This is a genomic window from Enterobacter cloacae complex sp. ECC445, assembly GCF_021892025.1.
Classification (GTDB): domain Bacteria; phylum Pseudomonadota; class Gammaproteobacteria; order Enterobacterales; family Enterobacteriaceae; genus Enterobacter; species Enterobacter chengduensis.
Genome location: NZ_JAKLRZ010000005.1, coordinates 102,692 through 121,335, shown reverse-complemented (window position 1 = coordinate 121,335; position 18,644 = coordinate 102,692). Strand labels below are relative to the sequence as shown.

Genomic DNA, 18,644 nt, shown 5'->3' with positions numbered 1-18,644 from the left:
CAGTCAGAGGTGTTCATTTATGATGCACCTCTTATCACGGACTGATGTACCCAATAAAGAGATGTTGGCGTGTCCAGCACGCAGTGTGTTAATGATGTAGCCGTGATAAAGAGGTAGCACCTTGTTTAAAGCGTTTGTGTTGTTTTTCGCCCTCTGGGTACCTGTCACTCAGGCAGACTCCGGTTGGCAACCCGTCCAGGAAACTATTCGTAAAAGCGAAAAAGATACCCGCCAATATCAGGCTATTCGTCTTGATAACGGGATGACCGTGCTGCTGGTTTCCGACCCGCAGGCGGTGAAATCCCTGTCGGCATTAGTGGTGCCGGTTGGATCGCTGGAAGATCCTGACGCGCATCCTGGGCTTGCACACTATCTGGAACATATGACGCTGATGGGGTCAAAAAAATACCCGCAGCCAGATAGCCTGTCCGAATTTCTGAAGATGCATGGCGGCAGCCACAATGCCAGCACGGCACCGTACCGCACGGCCTTTTATCTCGAAGTCGAAAATGATGCGCTCGAAGGGGCTGTCGATCGTCTTGCCGATGCTATCGCCGCGCCGCTGCTCGATAAAAAATACGCCGATCGTGAACGTAATGCGGTGAATGCCGAGCTGACCATGGCCCGCACGCGAGACGGTATGCGCATGGCGCAGGTCAGCGCCGAAACCATCAACCCCGCACACCCCGGTTCGCGCTTCTCCGGCGGTAACCTGGAAACCCTGAGCGACAAGCCGAACAGTCCGGTGCTTGAGGCCCTGCACGCGTTTCGCGATAAATACTATTCCGCCAACCTGATGAAAGCGGTCATCTACAGCAATAAACCCTTACCAGAGCTGGCAGGTATGGCGGCCAAAACGTTTGGCCGGGTGCCGAATAAAAATATCGACCTGCCGGAAATCTCCGTTCCAGTGGTCACGGATGCGCAAAAAGGCATCGTGATCCACTACGTCCCTGCCATGCCGCGCAAAGTGCTGCGCGTGGAATTCCGCATCGATAACAACACGGCACAGTTTCGCAGTAAAACCGATGAGCTGGTGACCTATCTGATAGGTAACCGAAGCCCGGGGACGCTGTCGGACTGGCTGCAAAAGCAGGGGCTGGTGGAAGGTATTCGCGCCGACTCCGATCCGGTTGTGAACGGCAACAGCGGCGTGCTGGCGATCTCCGCCACGCTGACCGACAAAGGGCTGGCAAACCGTGATGAAGTGGTGGCGGCGATCTTCAGCTACCTTTCATTACTCCGTGAGAAGGGCGTCGATAAGCGTTATTTTGACGAACTTGCCCACGTGCTGGATCTCGATTTCCGTTATCCGTCCATTACCCGCGACATGGATTACGTGGAGTGGCTGGCGGATACCATGATCCGCGTGCCGGTGGAGCACACGCTCGACGCGGTCAATATCGCCGACCGGTATGATGCCGAGGCGTTAAAGGCCCGCCTGGCGATGATGACGCCGGAGAATGCCCGCATCTGGTACATCAGCCCGGACGAACCGCATAACAAGACGGCCTATTTTGTTGATGCCCCTTATCAGGTGGATAAAATTAGCGCGCAGGCCTTTGCCGACTGGCAGAAGAAGGCGGGGGAGATTGCGTTGAAGCTGCCGGAGCTGAACCCCTATATTCCGGACGACTTCTCGCTTATCAAAACGACGAAAGATTACCCGCACCCTGAACTCATCATTGATGAGCCGACGCTGCGCGTGGTGTATACCCCCAGCCGCTACTTCGCCAGCGAGCCTAAGGCCGATGTCAGCGTGGTGCTGCGCAACCCGAAAGCGATGAACAGCGCTAAAAATCAGGTGATGTTCGCGCTCAATGACTATCTTGCCGGAATTGCGCTCGATCAGCTCAGCAACCAGGCGGCCGTAGGCGGGATCACCTTCTCCACCAACGCCAACAACGGTTTGATGCTCAATGCAAACGGCTATACCCAGCGTTTGCCTCAGCTGTTCCAGGCACTGCTGGAGGGTTATTTCAGCTATACGCCGACGGAAGAGCAGCTTGAACAGGCCAAATCGTGGTATGCGCAGATGATGGATTCTGCGGAGAAAGGCAAAGCTTACGATCTGGCGCTGATGCCCGCGCAAATGCTGTCGCAGGTGCCTTATTTCCAGCGAGAAGACCGCCGCGCGCTGCTGCCTTCGATCACCTTAAAAGACGTGCTGGCTTACCGTGACGCGCTGAAAACCAACACGCGCCCGGAGTTCCTGATCGTCGGCAACATGGGTGAGGATCAGGCCAAAACCCTGGCGGAGAACGTGCGCACTCAGCTCGGTTCGAAAGGCGACGAGTGGTGCCGCAACCAGGACGTGCTGGTTGAGAAAAAACAGAATGTGATTTTTGAAAAGGCGGGTAACAGCACGGATTCCGCGCTGGCCGCGGTATTTGTGCCAACGGGCTACGATGAATTCGCCAGTTCAGCGCAAAGTGCCGTGCTGGGACAGATTATTCAGCCGTGGTTCTATAACCAGTTACGCACGGAGGAGCAGCTCGGCTACGCGGTGTTTGCCTTCTCCATGAACGTTGGTCGTCAGTGGGGGCTGGGCTTCCTGCTGCAAAGCAGCGATAAACAGCCGGCGTATCTCTGGCAGCGTTACCAGGCCTTCTTCCCGCAGGTCGAAGCTAAACTGCGCGCCATGAAGCCGGAAGAGTTCGCCCAGATCCAGCAGGCCGTCATCGCGCAGGTGATGCAGCCGCCGCAGACGCTGGGTGAAGAAGCCTCGCAGCTGAGCAAAGATTTCGATCGCGGTAATCTGAAATTTGATTCGCGTGATAAAGTAGTGGCCGAGATAAAACAGCTGACGCCGCAGAAGGTTGCCGACTTCTTCCATCAGGCGGTCATTAAGCCGCAGGGGATTACCATCCTGTCTCAGGTTTCTGGTAGCCAGAACGGGAAAACGGAGTACGTGAACCCGAAAGGCTGGAAAGTCTGGAAGAGCGTCAGCGCGCTGCAGCAATCTATGCCCTGGAGTAAGAAAGAATGACCGACACCGCTGAGTCCCTTGATCCCTTACGTTTACCTCTGCAGGGTGAACGATTGATTGAAGCCTCAGCGGGAACGGGAAAAACCTTCACCATTGCCGCCCTCTATCTGCGCCTGCTGTTAGGGCTTGGCGGCAGCGCCGCTTTTCCACGCCCTTTGAGCGTGGAAGAGCTGCTGGTGGTGACCTTCACCGAGGCCGCCACCGCAGAGCTGCGGGGCCGTATTCGTACTAACATCCACGAGCTGCGCATCGCCTGTCTGCGTCAGAGCACCGATAACCCCCTTTACGCGAGCCTTCTTGAAGAAATTGCCGATAAGCAACAGGCAGCCCAGTGGCTGCTGCTCGCTGAACGGCAGATGGACGAAGCGTCCGTCTTTACCATCCACGGTTTTTGCCAGCGCATGCTGAGCCTGAATGCGTTTGAATCCGGCATGCTGTTTGAACAGCAGCTTATTGAAGATGAATCCGTGCTGCGCTATCAGGCCTGCGCGGATTTCTGGCGTCGCCACTGCTACCCGTTACCGCGCGATATCGCCGAGGCGGTACATGCGTTGTGGAAGGGGCCAGAGGCGCTGCTGCGGGCTATCGATCGCTATCTGCAGGGGGAAGCGCCGGTCATCAAATCCCCGCCGCCTGCGGATGAAACGCTGGCTTCACGGCATGAAAAAATCGTCGCGAAAATTGCCGGGATCAAGCAAAAATGGTTGGCGTCAGTCGGCGAGATTGACGCCATCATCGAAAATTCCGGGATTGACCGACGCAAGTTCAACCGCGGCAATCAGGGGAAATGGATCGACAAGATCAGCGCCTGGGCGCAGGAGGAGACGCGAGGCTATCAGCTCCCGGACGCGCTGGAGAAATTCTCCCGGCGTTTCCTGGTTGAGCGAACCAAAGCCGACGGCATTGTGCCTGAGCATCCCCTGTTTGAGGCGATTGAAGCCCTGCTGGCGGAACCCCTCACGCTCAACGATCTGATGATTACCCGCGCCATGACGGAAATTCGCGAAGCCGTCGCGCGTGAGAAACGCCGCCGGGGGGAACTGGGCTTTGACGATATGCTGAGCCGCCTCGACGCTGCGCTCTGCAGTGAAAATGGTGAAGCGCTTGCCGCCGCGATTCGCACCCGTTTCCCGGTGGCGATGATTGACGAATTTCAGGATACCGACCCTCAGCAGTACCGGATTTTCCGCCGCATCTGGCGCCAGCAGCCCGACACCGCGCTGCTGCTCATCGGCGACCCGAAACAGGCCATTTACGCCTTCCGCGGGGCGGATATTTTCACCTACATGAAAGCCCGCAGTGAGGTTGACGCGCACTACACGCTCGACACCAACTGGCGCTCTTCCCCCGGCATGGTGGAAAGCGTCAACGCGCTCTTCAGCCGCATGGATACGGCGTTTATGTTCCGGGAGATCCCGTTTCAGCCGGTAAAATTCGCCGAGAAAAATGCCTCGTTGCGCTTCGAGTTTAACGGCGCGACGCAGCCTGCCATGAACTTCTGGCTGCTGGACGGTGAAGGCTGCGGCGTTGCCGACTATCAAAATGCCATGGCCCAGCACTGTGCCGCGCAAATTCGGGACTGGCTCAGCGCGGGCGCGCGGGGTGAGGCACTGCTGTTTAAGGGAGATAAACCTGCCCCGGTAAAGGCGTCTGATATTACGGTGCTGGTGCGCAGCCGTCAGGAGGCCGCGCTCATTCGCGACGCCCTGACGTTACTGAATATCCCCTCCGTCTACCTCTCGAACCGCGACAGCGTCTTTGAAACGCTGGAAGCGCAGGAGATGCTATGGCTACTCCAGGCCGTGCTGGCTCCCGAGCGGGAAAGCACGCTGCGCAGCGCCCTGGCGAGCGCGATGCTCGGGCTGAACGCGCGGGACATTGATGCGCTCAACCATGACGAAGCCGCGTGGGATGCCGTGGTAGAAGAGTTTGTTCGCTACCGTGAAAGGTGGCAGAAGCGCGGCGTGATGGCGATGGTGCGCGAGCTTATGGCACAGCGGCACATTGCGGAGAATATGCTGGCAACGGCAGGCGGCGAGCGACGGCTAACCGATATTTTGCACATTGGCGAACTCTTGCAGGAAGCGGGGACCCAGCTGGAGAGCGAACACGCCCTGGTGCGCTGGCTGGCGCAGCAGATTGCCGATCCGAACAGCAATTCGTCCAGCCAGCAGATGCGCCTTGAGAGCGATAAGCATCTGGTGCAGATCGTCACTATCCACAAGTCGAAAGGCCTGGAATACCCGCTGGTCTGGCTGCCGTTTATCGCTAATTACCGCGTGCAGGATCAGGCTTTTTACCACGATCGCGAGTCGTTCGAAGCGGTGCTCGATCTCAGCAACACGGAGTCCAGCGTAGAGCTGGCAGAGGCCGAACGTCTGGCGGAAGATTTACGCCTGCTCTACGTGGCGCTGACCCGCTCGGTCTGGCACTGTAGCCTGGGCGTTGCGCCGCTGTTCCGCCGTCGGGGCGAAAAGAGCGGGGAGACCGATTTTCACCTGAGCGCGCTGGGGCGGCTTGTTCAGCAGGGGGAACCCAAAGACGCGGCGGGCCTGCGCAAGTGCATCGAATCGCTTTGCGCGGAGCATATTGCCCTGCATATTCCGTCGCAGCCCGACAACAGCCGCTGGCAGATGCCGGACCTGCGCGAGTCAGCGCTCCATGCCCGCCAGGTTGTGCGTACCATTGACGACGACTGGCGCGTCACCAGCTACTCCGGTTTACAGCAGCATGGGCAGAGTATTGCGCAGGATCTCATGCCAAAGCTGGACGTGGATGCCGCAGGTGCCGGTAGCGTGCCCGTGGAGCCGCTGCTAACGCCGCACCAGTTTCCGCGCGGCGCCTCGCCCGGCACGTTTTTGCACAGCCTGTTTGAAGAGCTGGATTTTACCCAGCCGGTTTCCGAAGAGTGGGTGCTGAAGATGTTACAAAGCGGTGGCTACGACGCACAGTGGCAGCCGGTTCTCACCGACTGGATCCGCGCGGTACTGCACGCGCCGCTCACGACGCAGGGGATCTCGCTTAGCCAGTTGACCGCAAAAGATAAGCAGGTGGAGATGGAGTTTTATCTCCCCATTGCCCGCCCGCTCAGGGCCGAGGCGCTTGACGCGCTGGTCCGCGAGTTCGATCCGTTATCCGCGGGGTGCCCGCCGCTGAACTTCCGCCAGGTGCAGGGGATGCTCAAGGGCTTTATCGACCTGGTGTTCCGCCACGAAGGGCGCTACTACCTGCTCGATTACAAATCGAACTGGCTGGGTGAAGACTGCACAGCCTATACCCAGCAGGCGATGGCCTCGGCGATGCAAATGCATCGCTACGATTTGCAGTATCAGCTCTATACCCTGGCGCTGCACCGTTACCTGCGTCACCGCATGGCCAATTACCGCTACGAAGACCACTTTGGCGGCGTTATTTACCTGTTCCTGCGCGGCGTGGACGCCAACGACACGCGTTCCGGCGTCTTTAGCACCCGTCCGGCTGCGGAACTGATTGAAAAAATGGATAGCCTGTTTGCTGCAGGCACGGAGGAGGTGGCATGACGATGCAGGCGCTACTGCTGGAGGCGGTTGAACAACGATTACTGCGCCACCTGGACGTGCAGTTTGCCATGATGGTTGCAGGCGAAGAGCCTGCCGTCATGCTTGCCGCCGCTATTCTGAGCAAAGACGCGGGGGAGGGGCACGTGTGTCTGCCGCTGTCGCGTCTGGCGGTGGATGAGAAAACGCCTCCGGCTTTACAGGCGTGTTTCGCGCTGCTGGGTGACGCGGTGGACTGGCAGGCGACATTACTCAGTTCGCCTGCCGTGAGCGGAGCCGATACCGGGACGCCGATGATCCTGGTCGGCGAGCGCTTGTATCTTAACCGGCTGTGGCGTAACGAACTGACGGTAGCGCGCTTCTTCAGCGAGACCAACGCGCCGCTTCCCTGCGATGAAGTGCAGCTTCGGCAGGTGCTGGATGCGCTGTTTATCTCTGACGAGGCGACGGACTGGCAGAAAGTGGCGGCTGCCGTGGCGCTAACGCGACGGATTTCGGTGATATCGGGCGGCCCGGGCACCGGAAAAACGACCACCGTTGCAAAACTGCTTGCCGCGCTGATTCAGCTATCGGGGGAGCAAAAGTGCCGTATTCGCCTGGCGGCCCCCACCGGCAAAGCGGCGGCACGCCTGACGGAATCGCTAGGCGGCGCGCTGCAAAAGCTGCCGCTCACCGGAAAGCAGCTTGCGCACTTCCCGAATGAAGCCAGTACCCTGCACCGGCTACTGGGCGCTCAGCCGGGTAGCCAGCGCCTGCGCTATCATGCCGGTAACCCCTTACACCTTGACGTGCTGGTGGTAGATGAAGCGTCGATGATTGACCTGACGATGATGTCGCGGTTGATCGATGCGCTCCCGCCGCACGCGCGCGTCATTTTTCTCGGCGATCGTGACCAGCTTGCCTCCGTAGAGGCGGGGGCCGTGCTGGGTGATATTTGCACGTATGCCAGCCTGGGATATACCGCTGAACGCGCGCAGGAGCTTGCCCGTCTCACCGGATGTTCGCTCACGTCTGAAAACCATTCGCTTGCCGGGGCGCTGCGCGACAGCCTGTGTCTGCTGCAAAAAAGCTACCGTTTCGGCAGCGACTCCGGCATCGGCCAGCTTGCGGCGGCCGTGAATCGCGGGGATCGGCGCACTACCGCGGCGGTATTTGACGGCACCTACACCGATATTGAGAAAAAATCCCTGCAAAGCGGGGAAGCCTATCAGGCGATGCTCGATGATGCCCTGCAGGGGTACCAGCGCTTTCTGACGGCTGTACATCAGCACAGTTCGCCGGAGCAGGTCATTGCCGCGTTTGGCGAATATCAGCTGCTCTGTGCGCTGAGGGAAGGGCCTTTTGGCGTTCGGGGGCTGAACGACAGGCTGGAACAGCTGCTGGCGCAAAAACGCAAAATTAACCGTAACCCGCACTCGCGCTGGTATGAGGGGCGACCGGTGATGATTTCCCGCAACGACAGCGCGCTGGGGCTGTTTAACGGTGATATCGGGATTGCGCTCGACTGCGGCCAGGGGCTGCGCGTCTGGTTCCAGATGCCGGACGGGAGCGTGAAGTCCTTCCAGCCCAGCCGTTTGCCCGAGCATGAAACCGCCTGGGCGATGACGGTGCATAAATCTCAGGGCTCCGAGTTTAACCACGCGGCGCTGGTCCTGCCCACGCAGCTTTCACCCGTCATTACCCGCGAGCTGATCTATACCGCCATTACGCGCGCGCGTCAGCGACTGTCGCTGTATGCCGATGAACGCGTGCTGGTGCAGGCGATTGCCACCCGAACGGAACGCCGAAGCGGGCTAGGCGCGATATTTGAATCTCTCTGAATGAAAGCCCTCGCCGGACGGTGAGGGCATCGTATCATCCCAGGTCCGCCATCAGCACTTTTGAACGACGCTGATAGTTGTACATCTCTTTCTTCGTTTCAGGCAGAGAATCGATATCCACCGGCGTGAACCCGCGCTCCTGGAACCAGTGAATGCTGCGCGTCGTCAGCACGAACAGCTTGCTCAGCCCCATCTGGCGCGCCTGTGCCGCTACGCGCTCCAGCAGCATTTCGCCGCGGGAAGAGCTGCGGTAATCAGGATGCACCGCCACGCAGGCCATTTCACCAATCTTCTCTTCCGGGAAGGGATAGAGCGCGGCGCAGGCGATGGTCAGGTTATCGCGCTGAATAATGGTGAATTTGTCGATCTCCATCTCCAGCTGCTCGCGCGAGCGACGCACCAGAATGCCCTGCTGTTCCAGCGGGCGGATCAGCTCCAGAATACCGCCGATGTCGTTGATGGTGGCGCGGCGGATCTGCTCCGCGCTCTCCATCACAATCTGCGTACCGATACCGTCGCGGGAGAACAGCTCCTGCAGCAGGGCGCCGTCTTCCTGATAGCTGATCAGGTGGCTACGGCGTACGCCGCTGCGGCAGGCCTTCACCGCGCCACGCAGAAAACGCACGGTGCCGGAGTGGTAATCCCCTTCGGCTTCCAGCGCCTCCACGCGAGCCTGGGCTTCATTCGGGAAGAGTTCCGGCACAATCACACCTTCATCGTTTACGACGCCCTGGGAGGAGCAAAACCCAATCATTTTTTCTGCCTTCAGCTTGATCGCCAGCTGCGTGGCAATCTCTTCTGACGTCAGGTTAAAGCTTTCGCCGGTGACGGAAACGGCAACCGGGCCCATCAGCACGATGGCGCCGCTGTCCAGCTGGCGGTGTATGGCCTCTTCATCAATGCGACGAATGCGGCCGCTGTGGCAGTAATCCACGCCGTCGTCCACGCCCAGCGGCTGGGCAATGATAAAGTTGCCGCTCACGACGTTGATATGCGCCCCCTGCAGCGGCGTATTGTTCAGGCTCATGGAGAGGCGAGCGGTAATATCCAGCTGCAGCAGACCCGCCGCCTGTTTTACCAGCTCCAGGGTTTTCGCATCGGTGACGCGGGTATGCTTATGGTAGATAGGCTCGTGGTGATGAGCGGCCAGGTTGGCGTCGATCTGCGGACGCGCGCCATACACCACCACCAGGCGGATACCGAGGCTGTGCAGCAGGCCAATGTCATTGACGATGCTGGAAAAATTTTCATGCTCAATGGCTTCGCCGCCAAGCATGATGACAAACGTTTTTCCCCGATGGGCGTTGATATAGGGAACAGAATGGCGGAATCCCTGGACCAGTTCGGTTCTACGTTCCTTCACCATGGCACAACCCTTAATGAATGTTTATTCGTAATTTCTGTATTTTTATTCGATTGTGGCCGCGTGTGCAAGCGCAAATTTTCCGCGACCCACAGAAATTGATAAGTAATCCGTGCGTTAGCGTATGATTGTTTACCCTTTTATAGATGACAGTTTATGCGTCATTCGTTAAAGTTTTCGGTCAATCTGGACATTTTGTATATCAGTCAGTGTTCTTGCTCGGGAGAAGCATGTCGGGATCCAATTCAGCAATAAGCCGCCGCCGTTTGTTAAAAGGGGCCGGGGCAATGTGGTTGCTTAGCGTCAGTCAGGTCGGTCTTGCCGCCACCAGCCAGGTCGTGGCGGTGCGCGTCTGGCCGTCGTCGACCTATACGCGCGTGACGGTAGAATCCAATCGCGTGCTGAAATATAAGCAATTTGCCCTCAGTAACCCTGAACGCGTGGTGGTGGATCTCGAAGGCGTTAACCTCAACTCCGTGCTGAAGGGAATGGCGGCGCAGATCCGCGGTGACGATCCGTTTATTAAGTCGGCGCGCGTCGGGCAGTTCGATCCGCAAACCGTGCGCATGGTGTTTGAGCTTAAGCAGAACGTAAAGCCGCAGCTGTTTGCCCTCGCGCCCGTTGCGACGTTTAAAGAGCGTCTGGTGATGGATCTCTATCCGGCCAATGCGACGGATATTCAGGATCCGCTTCTTGCCCTGCTGGAGGACTACAACAAGGGCGATCTTCAGCGTCAGGTGCCGCCTGCGCAAAGTGGTCCGCAGCCCGGAAAAGCAGGGCGGGATCGTCCGATTGTGATCATGCTCGATCCCGGTCACGGCGGCGAAGACTCCGGCGCGGTGGGGAAATACCGCACGCGTGAAAAAGACGTGGTGCTGCAAATCGCCCGTCGCCTGAAGGCGTTGATTGATAAAGAGGGCAATATGCGCGCCTATATGACGCGCAATGAGGATATCTTTATTCCGCTGAAGGTCCGGGTGGCGAAAGCGCAGAAGCAGCGCGCCGATTTATTCGTCTCGATCCATGCGGATGCCTTTACCAGCCGCCAGCCAAGCGGCTCGTCGGTATTTGCGCTCTCAACCAAAGGCGCGACCAGTACCGCCGCCAGATACCTCGCGGATACCCAGAACGCCTCGGACCTGATCGGTGGCGTAAGCAAAAGCGGCGACCGCTACGTCGACCACACCATGTTTGATATGGTGCAGTCGCTGACCATCAACGACAGCCTGAAGTTTGGTAAAGCGGTGCTGGGCAAGCTCGGCAACATCAATAAGCTGCATAAAAACAGCGTTGAGCAGGCCGGGTTTGCGGTGCTGAAGGCGCCGGATATCCCGTCCATCCTGGTTGAAACCGCGTTTATCAGTAACGTGGAAGAGGAGCGTAAGCTCAAGACCGCTAAATTCCAGCAGGAAGTGGCGGAGTCGATTCTGGCGGGGATACGGGCGTATTTCTCTGACGGGGCGACGCTGGCGCGACGCGGGTAAATCTTTTTGCCGGGTCATTGCCCGGCACATTCACAAACGACAGATACAAAAAAACACCCTTGAGGGTGTTTAGTGTTTTCAGAAGTGTTGGTTGCGGGGGCCGGATTTGAACCGACGACCTTCGGGTTATGAGCCCGACGAGCTACCAGGCTGCTCCACCCCGCGTCACCGTACTGCTTTTACTTCTTCACATTGTGTTGGTTGCGGGGGCCGGATTTGAACCGACGACCTTCGGGTTATGAGCCCGACGAGCTACCAGGCTGCTCCACCCCGCGTCACCGTACTGCTTTTACTTCTTCACATTGTGTTGGTTGCGGGGGCCGGATTTGAACCGACGACCTTCGGGTTATGAGCCCGACGAGCTACCAGGCTGCTCCACCCCGCGTCCGTGGATGCGCACTATACTCGGATAGGTTTGTGATGCAACCCCTTTTTCACATAAATCATGATTTTGTATGCAAATTGAACGACATGGCCCTGTTTGGGCTATTTTTTGCGCAAAATTTGCCAAAGGGCATGCGATCGCATTTCATTAGCCCTGGCGGTTTGTTATCTTCATCACGCGGAAATGGGCAACTTAAAGACGAGATAGAATGAAAGGACGTTGGGCGAAGTATCTGATGGCGGGCGCAATGGTAGCGATTCTTGCGGCCTGTTCTTCCAAACCGACCGATCGCGGTCAACAGTATAAAGACGGGAAGTTATCCCAGCCTTTCTCTTTAGTTAATCAGCCTGATGCCGTCGGCGCACCGATTAATGCCGGTGATTTCTCCGAGCAGGTCTACCAGATCCGCAACGCGTCGCCGCGTCTGTATGGCTCCCAGAGTAGCGTCTATAACGCGGTCCAGGACTGGCTGAAAGCGGGCGGCGATACGCGCAATATGCGCCAGTTTGGTATTGACGCCTGGCAGATGGAAGGGGCCGATAACTACGGCAACGTCCAGTTTACCGGCTATTACACCCCGGTTATCCAGGCGCGACACTCGCGTCAGGGCGAGTTCCAGTATCCTATCTACCGCATGCCGCCGAAACGCGGTCGTCTGCCGTCTCGTGCCGAGATCTACGCCGGGGCGCTGAGCGAAAACTACGTTCTGGCCTACAGCAACTCCCTGATGGATAACTTCATCATGGACGTTCAGGGCAGCGGCTACATTGATTTTGGCGACGGCTCACCGCTTAACTTCTTTAGTTATTCCGGTAAAAACGGCCACGCCTACCGCAGTATTGGCAAGGTGCTAATCGACCGCGGCGAAGTGAAGAAAGAAGACATGTCGATGCAGGCGATCCGCGAGTGGGGCGAGAAGCACAGCGAAGCCGAGGTGCGTGAGCTGCTTGAGCAGAACCCGTCGTTCGTCTTCTTCAAACCGCAAAACTTTGCGCCGGTGAAAGGGGCGAGTGCGGTACCGCTGATTGGCCGCGCGTCGGTGGCATCGGATCGTTCTATTATCCCTGCGGGTACCACGCTGCTGGCGGAAGTGCCTCTGCTGGACAACAACGGCAAGTTTAACGGCCAGTACGAGCTGCGTCTGATGGTGGCGCTGGACGTCGGTGGGGCGATTAAAGGCCAGCACTTCGATATCTATCAGGGTATCGGTCCTGACGCGGGCCATCGCGCGGGCTGGTATAACCACTACGGACGCGTGTGGGTACTGAAGGCGGCACCGGGTGCCGGAAACGTATTCAGCGGCTGATTGTGGTATTCTGAGCGCAATACGGATTACTGTTCAGGGTGAGGAAAACCTCACCCTTTTTACATCTGAGGTTTTATGTCTGTGGTAATCAGCGACGCCTGGCGCCAGCGCTTTGGCGGTACGGCACGTTTATATGGTGAAAAAGCCCTGCAGCTGTTTGCGGATGCGCACGTCTGCGTCGTGGGCATTGGTGGTGTCGGGTCGTGGGCGGCTGAGGCGCTGGCGAGAACCGGTATTGGCGCAATCACGCTGATTGACATGGATGACGTCTGCGTCACCAATACCAACCGTCAGATCCATGCCCTGCGCGATAGCGTCGGCCTGGCGAAGTCTGAGGTCATGGCGGAGCGCATCCGCCTGATCAACCCGGAATGTCAGGTTACGGTGATCGACGACTTTGTGACGGCAGATAACGTCGCGGAGTACATGAGCAAAGGCTACAGCTACGTGATTGACGCCATCGACAGCGTGCGGCCAAAAGCGGCGCTGATCGCATACTGCCGTCGCTACAAGGTGCCGCTGGTCACGACGGGCGGCGCGGGCGGGCAAATCGATCCGACGCAGATCCAGGTGGCCGATCTGGCGAAAACCATTCAGGATCCGCTGGCGGCCAAGCTGCGCGAACGCCTGAAAAGCGACTTCAACGTGGTGAAGAACAGTAAAGGCAAGCTGGGCGTCGAGTGCGTGTTCTCGACCGAAGCGCTGGTCTACCCGCAGGCGGATGGCTCTGTGTGTGCAATGAAGAGTACGGCGGAAGGGCCAAAACGAATGGATTGCGCCTCCGGGTTTGGGGCGGCCACCATGGTGACCGCCTCCTTTGGCTTTGTGGCGGTATCTCACGCCCTGAAGAAGATGATGGCGAAGGCGGAACGTCAGGCCTGAGCCTGCCGTGCGGCGTCCAGTACCGCTTCGCTAAGCGCGATCAGCCCCTGACCGCGCGAGGCGCTGAGCTGCGCGCGCAGCCCAAGCTCGTCAAATAACGCCAGCGGCGAATGCGCCAGCAGCTCCGCCGCGCTTTTCCCTTCAACCGCGGTCAACAATACGGCCAGCAGGCCCCGGACGATGCGGCCTTCGCTGTCGCCGAAGAAGTGAATCTTCTCCCCGGATACGCTAAACCCGAGCCAGACGCGGTTTTCACAGCCCGCGATTTCTCTCGCCTGCGCTTTGAGATCGTCTGAAAGGGCAGGGAGCTGTTTACCCAGCAGGATCAGCTGGCGATATTTATCTTCCCACTGCGAGAGCGGGGCGAAGGTCTGTTTTAAGGTCTCTTCCGTGATGACCGTGCCAAACGGATGTCCGGCTAAAGCAGCGTGAGTCATTAATCCACCAGTATTTCAAGGGCGCGGTCAACGGCGCTCACCAGCGCGTCAACGTCGCTTTGGTTATTGTACGGCGCAAACGAGGCGCGCAGCGTGCCGCTCACGCCGAGCGCCGCCAGCAGCGGCTGGGCGCAGTGCTGTCCGGCACGCAGGGCGATGCCATACCCGGCCAGCAGCGTCACCATGTCGCTATGGTGCACGCCCGCAAAATCAAAGGCGAGCAGGCTGGAGTCCTGAACGCGGAACGAGCGAAAGCCGGGGCGTTTTTTAAGTTCTTCCTCTGCCAGCGTCGCCAGCCCCCGGCTCCAGCTTTCAGCCTGAACAATGTCTGTCTCAGCCAGCCACTCCAGCGCCGCGCTCAGGCCAATCACCCCCGCCACGTTCGGCGTACCGGCTTCCAGGCGATAGGGGACATCCTGCGTTTTGAAGCCATCGAACGACACTTCGGTAATCATTTTGCCGCCACCGAGCCATGGCGTCATTTTTGCCAGCAGTTCCGGCTTACCGTACAGCGCCCCTATGCCGGTTGGCCCGTAGAGCTTATGTCCTGAGAAGGCATAGAAGTCGATATCCAGCGCCTGCACGTCGGCGGGGAAGTGCACCACGCCCTGCGCGCCGTCAACCATCACCACCATCCCGCTGGCATGGGCTATACGAATAGCCTGAACCAGATCCGGGCAACCTCCCGTGACGTTCGACATCTGTCCGAGCGCCAGAATGCGGCTGCGGGGGGTAATCAGCTCGGGTAAACGCGCCACGTCGGGCAGCAGGTCTGCACCCAGCGGGAGCTTCACCACGCGCGCACCCGTTTGTTCGGCCACCATCAGCCACGGCACCAGGTTGGCGTGATGCTCCGCTTCGCTGACGACGATCTCATCGCCCGGCTGCAGCAGCGGGCGCGCGTAGCACTGGGCCACCATATTGATGGCCTCGGTCGTGCCGCGCGTCCAGACGATGTTTTTCCCGCTTTCGGCGTTGATCAGCTGCGCCACCCGATCGCGTGCGGCTTCATAGCGCGCGGTTAACCGCTGCGCTTCGGCGAACTGGCTGCGATGCACGTTCCCGGCGCTCAGGCCGTAGAACTGCTGGGTAGCCTCAATCACCGCCTGCGGCTTCAGGGCGGTGGCGGCGCTATCCAGGTAAATACCGGCATCTGCCAGCGACGGAAACTGTGCGCGGAACTGCGCGGGACTGAAAGCGTTCATGGGATTCCTCATGTCAATACAGCGATCGTCGCGCAATTTACGCGGCAGGGCAAGGAGGTTGATATCTATCAGAATTGTCTGTTTATCCTTACGACCTCAAAAAAGCAGGTTATGCTAAATAGTGTTAGGCGGATGTTTTAGCCTGTTATAAATCGAGGTTTGAATAGCATTAATTGCTAAAGGAGAATAATCATGAATAAGACAGCTGCAATCATTTCTGCCTGTGCGTTTACTTTTGCCCTGAGCGCCTGTTCTGGTAACAACTACGTGATGCACACTAACGATGGTCGTTCTATCGTTTCGGAAGGGAAACCGACTACCGATAATGATACCGGGATGATTTCGTATAAAGATGCTAACGGGAACAAGCAGCAGATCAACCGCACGGACGTGAAAGAGATGAAAGAGATCGCGCGTTAACAGATCGTAAGCGAAAAAAAAGCACCGCAAATTGGCGGTGCTACATTAATCACTATGGACAGACAGGGTAAATGTACAGGAAGTGAAAAATTGGTAGCGTTGCTACCGTGGTCTGAATCGCAGACCAATTGCAAACACAACAACACAACATCACAACCGTAAGCCAAAAGCCCTTCAGAACACGCATTCCGAAAAAAGCTCTTCGTTCCGGCTCAGGAAGTGCCGCCACTATAGGTATTTGCTGGTAGTTCCTCAACGGACAAATTATAATGGCTCAGATAAAAAAAACTAATAGGTTAAACGTTGTTTCCTGTTTGTTAAAATCCGTTAACATCTAAGCCAGATAACCATGTCAAAGCGATTGCCACCCCTCAATGCATTACGTGTTTTTGATGCAGCAGCACGTCACCTGAGCTTTACCCGCGCAGCAGATGAGCTTTTTGTGACACAGGCCGCAGTAAGTCACCAAATCAAGTCTCTGGAGGATTTTCTGGGCCTTAAGCTGTTTCGTCGACGCAACCGTTCGTTGCTGTTGACCGAAGAGGGGCAGAGCTATTTTCAGGATATTAAAGAGATTTTTTCCCAGCTTACGGAAGCCACGCGTAAGCTACAGGCTCGCAGTGCAAAAGGTGCTCTGACCGTCAGTTTATTGCCCAGTTTTGCCATTCAATGGCTGGTTCCCAGACTCTCAAGCTTTAACTCAGCTTATCCGGGGATCGACGTTCGAATCCAGGCGGTCGACCGTCAGGAGGACAAGCTTGCCGATGATGTCGACGTCGCCATTTTTTATGGTCGCGGTAACTGGCCGGGCTTGCGCGTTGAAAAATTATACGCAGAATATCTCCTGCCGGTCTGTTCTCCTCTGCTGTTAACGGGAGATAAGGCGCTGAAGTCACCCGCTGACCTGGCTCAGCATACGCTTTTGCATGATGCCTCTCGCCGCGACTGGCAAACTTATACCCGTCAATTAGGTCTTACACATATAAACGTGCAGCAGGGACCCATTTTTAGCCACAGTGCAATGGTGTTACAGGCTGCCATTCACGGGCAGGGCGTGGCGTTGGCGAACAACGTCATGGCGCAGTCCGAAATTGAGGCAGGCCGCCTGGTTTGCCCTTTTAATGATGTTCTGGTCAGCAAGAATGCATTTTATCTGGTTTGTCATGACAGTCAGGCAGAACTGGGTAAAATAGCCGCCTTCCGGCAGTGGATACTGGCGAAAGCGGCAACCGAGCAAGAAAAATTCCGCTTCAGGTATGAACAATAACGTTTGTGTGCCGGGCACGCATCAATTCAGGACGTAAACATGACCAGCCGATTCATGCTGATTTTTGCCGCGGTAAGTGGCTTTATTTTTGTCGCACTGGGCGCCTTTGGCGCACATGTATTAAGCAAGTCTTTGGGCGCAGTAGAGATGGGCTGGATCCAGACCGGCCTTGAGTATCAGGCATTCCATACGCTGGCTATTTTTGGGCTGGCGGTGGCGATGCAGCGCCGTATCAGTATCTGGTTTTACTGGAGCAGCGTGTTTATGGCGCTGGGTACCGTGTTGTTTAGCGGTAGCCTGTACTGCCTTGCGCTCTCGCATTTGCGCCTGTGGGCGTTCGTTACACCTGTCGGCGGCTTCAGCTTCCTGGCGGGGTGGGTATTAATGTTTATCGGAGCTATCCGTCTGAAACGCAAGGGCGTTGTTCATGAATAAGGTTGTTTTATATTGTCGCCCGGGGTTTGAGAAAGAGTGCGCCGCGGAAATTACCGATAAAGCGGCGAAGCGCGAGGTCTTCGGCTTTGCCCGCGTAAAAGAGAACGCGGGCTATGTGGTCTTCGAGTGCTATCAGCCTGAAGATGCAGACAGGCTGGCGCGCGAGCTGCCGTTCAGTTCGCTGATCTTTGCTCGCCAGATGTTTGTCGCGGGTGAGCTGCTGAAGGATCTGCCACCGGAAGACCGCATCACGCCCATCGTCGGCATGCTGCAGGGCGTGGTGGAGAAGGGCGGCGATCTGCGCGTTGAGGTAGCGGATACCAACGAAAGTAAAGAGCTGATGAAGTTCTGCCGTAAGTTCACCGTGCCGCTGCGCGCGGCGCTGCGTGATGCGGGCGTGCTGACGAACTACGAAACGCCGAAGCGTCCGGTGGTGCATATCTTCTTCATCGCGCCGGGCTGCTGCTATACGGGCTATTCGTACACCACCAACAACTCTCCTTTCTTTATGGGCATCCCGCGTTTGCGCTTCCCGGCCGATGCGCCAAGCCGTTCCACGCTGAAGCTGGAAGAGGCGTTCCACGTCTTCATTCCGGCGGACGAGTGGGACGAGCGTCTGGCAAACGGCATGTACGCCGTCGACCTTGGCGCGTGCCCGGGCGGCTGGACCTATCAGCTGGTGAAACGCAACATGTGGGTATCGTCCGTTGATAATGGCCCAATGGCGCAAAGCCTGATGGACACCGGGCAGGTTACCTGGCTGCGCGAGGACGGCTTCCGCTATCGTCCGAACCGTAACAACATCTCCTGGATGGTGTGCGACATGGTCGAAAAGCCGGCAAAAGTGGCCGCGCTGATGGCCTCCTGGCTGGTGAACGGCTGGTGCCGTGAGACCATTTTCAATCTCAAGCTGCCGATGAAAAAGCGCTATGAGGAGGTGTCGCAGAACCTGGCGTACATTCAGGAGCAGATGGATGAACACGGGATTAACGTGGAGATCCAGGCGCGTCAGCTGTATCACGACCGCGAAGAGGTGACGGTGCATATTCGTCGCTGGTGGGCAGCGGTGGGCGGGCGTCGCGACGAGCGATAGTGCGCTGATTGCCCCTCACCCC

At 57.7% G+C, this 18,644-nt stretch carries 13 protein-coding genes and 3 tRNA genes; 10 read left to right on the top strand and 6 right to left on the bottom strand.

From position 1 onward, the window contains the following. Nucleotides 1-121 precede the first annotated feature (121 nt). The 3 genes from ptrA to recD are packed head-to-tail and all read left to right on the top strand — an operon-like array spanning nt 122 to nt 8,345. The gene (gene ptrA / locus L6R44_RS06670) at nt 122-2,989 is read left to right on the top strand and encodes a pitrilysin (protein WP_237423640.1); all 2,868 of its coding nucleotides are present in this window, start codon (nt 122-124) and stop codon (nt 2,987-2,989) included. Further along, on the top strand, nt 2,986-6,528 hold the full coding sequence (recB, locus tag L6R44_RS06665) for an exodeoxyribonuclease V subunit beta (RefSeq protein WP_237423639.1): 3,543 nt from the start codon (nt 2,986-2,988) through the stop codon (nt 6,526-6,528). The genes ptrA and recB overlap by 4 nt, the downstream gene beginning before the upstream one ends. After that, nucleotides 6,525-8,345, top strand: coding sequence for an exodeoxyribonuclease V subunit alpha (recD, locus tag L6R44_RS06660; protein WP_237423638.1), 1,821 nt, complete (start codon nt 6,525-6,527; stop codon nt 8,343-8,345). The genes recB and recD overlap by 4 nt, the downstream gene beginning before the upstream one ends. 34 nt (nt 8,346-8,379) lie before the next feature. Here the strand turns inward: recD and argA are convergent, their stop codons facing one another. Next, nucleotides 8,380-9,711, bottom strand: coding sequence for an amino-acid N-acetyltransferase (gene argA, locus L6R44_RS06655; protein WP_014885072.1), 1,332 nt, complete (start codon nt 9,709-9,711; stop codon nt 8,380-8,382). Nucleotides 9,712-9,938: 227 nt separating this feature from the next. Here argA and amiC point away from each other — a divergent pair, with 227 nt between their 5' ends. Then, complete coding sequence (gene amiC / locus L6R44_RS06650; RefSeq protein ID WP_023309036.1) at nt 9,939-11,192, top strand: N-acetylmuramoyl-L-alanine amidase AmiC; 1,254 nt, start codon at nt 9,939-9,941, stop codon at nt 11,190-11,192. An 88-nt stretch (nt 11,193-11,280) separates the two neighbouring features. On the opposite strand, the gene L6R44_RS06645 is transcribed toward amiC, so the two are convergent. The 3 genes from L6R44_RS06645 to L6R44_RS06635 form a co-directional block, all read right to left on the bottom strand. After that, nucleotides 11,281-11,357, bottom strand: a tRNA-Met gene (locus L6R44_RS06645). 33 nt (nt 11,358-11,390) lie between these two features. Further along, a tRNA-Met gene (locus L6R44_RS06640) sits at nt 11,391-11,467 on the bottom strand. A gap of 33 nt (nt 11,468-11,500) precedes the next feature. Then, a tRNA-Met gene (locus tag L6R44_RS06635) sits at nt 11,501-11,577 on the bottom strand. A 208-nt stretch (nt 11,578-11,785) separates the two neighbouring features. Between L6R44_RS06635 and mltA the strand changes: the two genes are divergently transcribed. Both mltA and tcdA read left to right on the top strand, forming a co-directional pair. Continuing rightward, nucleotides 11,786-12,883 (top strand): murein transglycosylase A, encoded by a 1,098-nt coding sequence (gene mltA / locus L6R44_RS06630; RefSeq protein ID WP_045332000.1) that lies wholly within the window; start codon nt 11,786-11,788, stop codon nt 12,881-12,883. Nucleotides 12,884-12,958: 75 nt separating this feature from the next. After that, the gene (gene tcdA / locus L6R44_RS06625; protein WP_237423637.1) at nt 12,959-13,765 is read left to right on the top strand and encodes a tRNA cyclic N6-threonylcarbamoyladenosine(37) synthase TcdA; all 807 of its coding nucleotides are present in this window, start codon (nt 12,959-12,961) and stop codon (nt 13,763-13,765) included. Here the strand turns inward: tcdA and csdE are convergent. Further along, the gene (gene csdE, locus L6R44_RS06620; RefSeq protein WP_237423636.1) at nt 13,756-14,202 is read right to left on the bottom strand and encodes a cysteine desulfurase sulfur acceptor subunit CsdE; all 447 of its coding nucleotides are present in this window, start codon (nt 14,200-14,202) and stop codon (nt 13,756-13,758) included. The genes tcdA and csdE overlap by 10 nt on opposite strands. Further along, on the bottom strand, nt 14,202-15,407 hold the full coding sequence (gene csdA / locus L6R44_RS06615) for a cysteine desulfurase CsdA (RefSeq protein WP_237423635.1): 1,206 nt from the start codon (nt 15,405-15,407) through the stop codon (nt 14,202-14,204). The genes csdE and csdA overlap by 1 nt, the downstream gene beginning before the upstream one ends. Before the next feature lie 192 nt (nt 15,408-15,599). On the opposite strand from csdA, the gene L6R44_RS06610 reads away from it, so the two are divergent. The 4 genes from L6R44_RS06610 (at nt 15,600) to rlmM (ending at nt 18,622) form a co-directional block, all read left to right on the top strand. Next, nucleotides 15,600-15,827, top strand: coding sequence for a YgdI/YgdR family lipoprotein (locus L6R44_RS06610; protein ID WP_045331989.1), 228 nt, complete (start codon nt 15,600-15,602; stop codon nt 15,825-15,827). Nucleotides 15,828-16,176: 349 nt separating this feature from the next. Further along, on the top strand, nt 16,177-17,094 hold the full coding sequence (gcvA, locus tag L6R44_RS06605) for a glycine cleavage system transcriptional regulator GcvA (protein WP_032643156.1): 918 nt from the start codon (nt 16,177-16,179) through the stop codon (nt 17,092-17,094). 39 nt (nt 17,095-17,133) lie between these two features. Beyond that, nucleotides 17,134-17,529 (top strand): DUF423 domain-containing protein, encoded by a 396-nt coding sequence (locus tag L6R44_RS06600; protein ID WP_023309031.1) that lies wholly within the window; start codon nt 17,134-17,136, stop codon nt 17,527-17,529. Continuing rightward, a complete protein-coding gene (gene rlmM / locus L6R44_RS06595; protein ID WP_032643154.1) occupies nt 17,522-18,622 on the top strand; it encodes a 23S rRNA (cytidine(2498)-2'-O)-methyltransferase RlmM in 1,101 nt (366 codons plus the stop codon). Before L6R44_RS06600 ends, rlmM begins: the two co-directional genes overlap by 8 nt. Nucleotides 18,623-18,644: the final 22 nt, after the last annotated feature.

Excerpts from the sequence above, each read along its gene's own strand:
- recB (WP_237423639.1), top strand. The coding sequence starts at position 2,986 with ATGACCGACACCGCTGAGTCCCTTGATCCCTTACGTTTACCTCTGCAG.
- recD (WP_237423638.1), top strand. The coding sequence starts at position 6,525 with ATGACGATGCAGGCGCTACTGCTGGAGGCGGTTGAACAACGATTACTG.
- argA (WP_014885072.1), bottom strand. The coding sequence starts at position 9,711 with ATGGTGAAGGAACGTAGAACCGAACTGGTCCAGGGATTCCGCCATTCT.
- amiC (WP_023309036.1), top strand. The coding sequence starts at position 9,939 with ATGTCGGGATCCAATTCAGCAATAAGCCGCCGCCGTTTGTTAAAAGGG.
- mltA (WP_045332000.1), top strand. The coding sequence starts at position 11,786 with ATGAAAGGACGTTGGGCGAAGTATCTGATGGCGGGCGCAATGGTAGCG.
- tcdA (WP_237423637.1), top strand. The coding sequence starts at position 12,959 with ATGTCTGTGGTAATCAGCGACGCCTGGCGCCAGCGCTTTGGCGGTACG.
- csdE (WP_237423636.1), bottom strand. The coding sequence starts at position 14,202 with ATGACTCACGCTGCTTTAGCCGGACATCCGTTTGGCACGGTCATCACG.
- csdA (WP_237423635.1), bottom strand. The coding sequence starts at position 15,407 with ATGAACGCTTTCAGTCCCGCGCAGTTCCGCGCACAGTTTCCGTCGCTG.
- L6R44_RS06610 (WP_045331989.1), top strand. The coding sequence starts at position 15,600 with ATGAATAAGACAGCTGCAATCATTTCTGCCTGTGCGTTTACTTTTGCC.
- gcvA (WP_032643156.1), top strand. The coding sequence starts at position 16,177 with ATGTCAAAGCGATTGCCACCCCTCAATGCATTACGTGTTTTTGATGCA.
- L6R44_RS06600 (WP_023309031.1), top strand. The coding sequence starts at position 17,134 with ATGACCAGCCGATTCATGCTGATTTTTGCCGCGGTAAGTGGCTTTATT.
- rlmM (WP_032643154.1), top strand. The coding sequence starts at position 17,522 with ATGAATAAGGTTGTTTTATATTGTCGCCCGGGGTTTGAGAAAGAGTGC.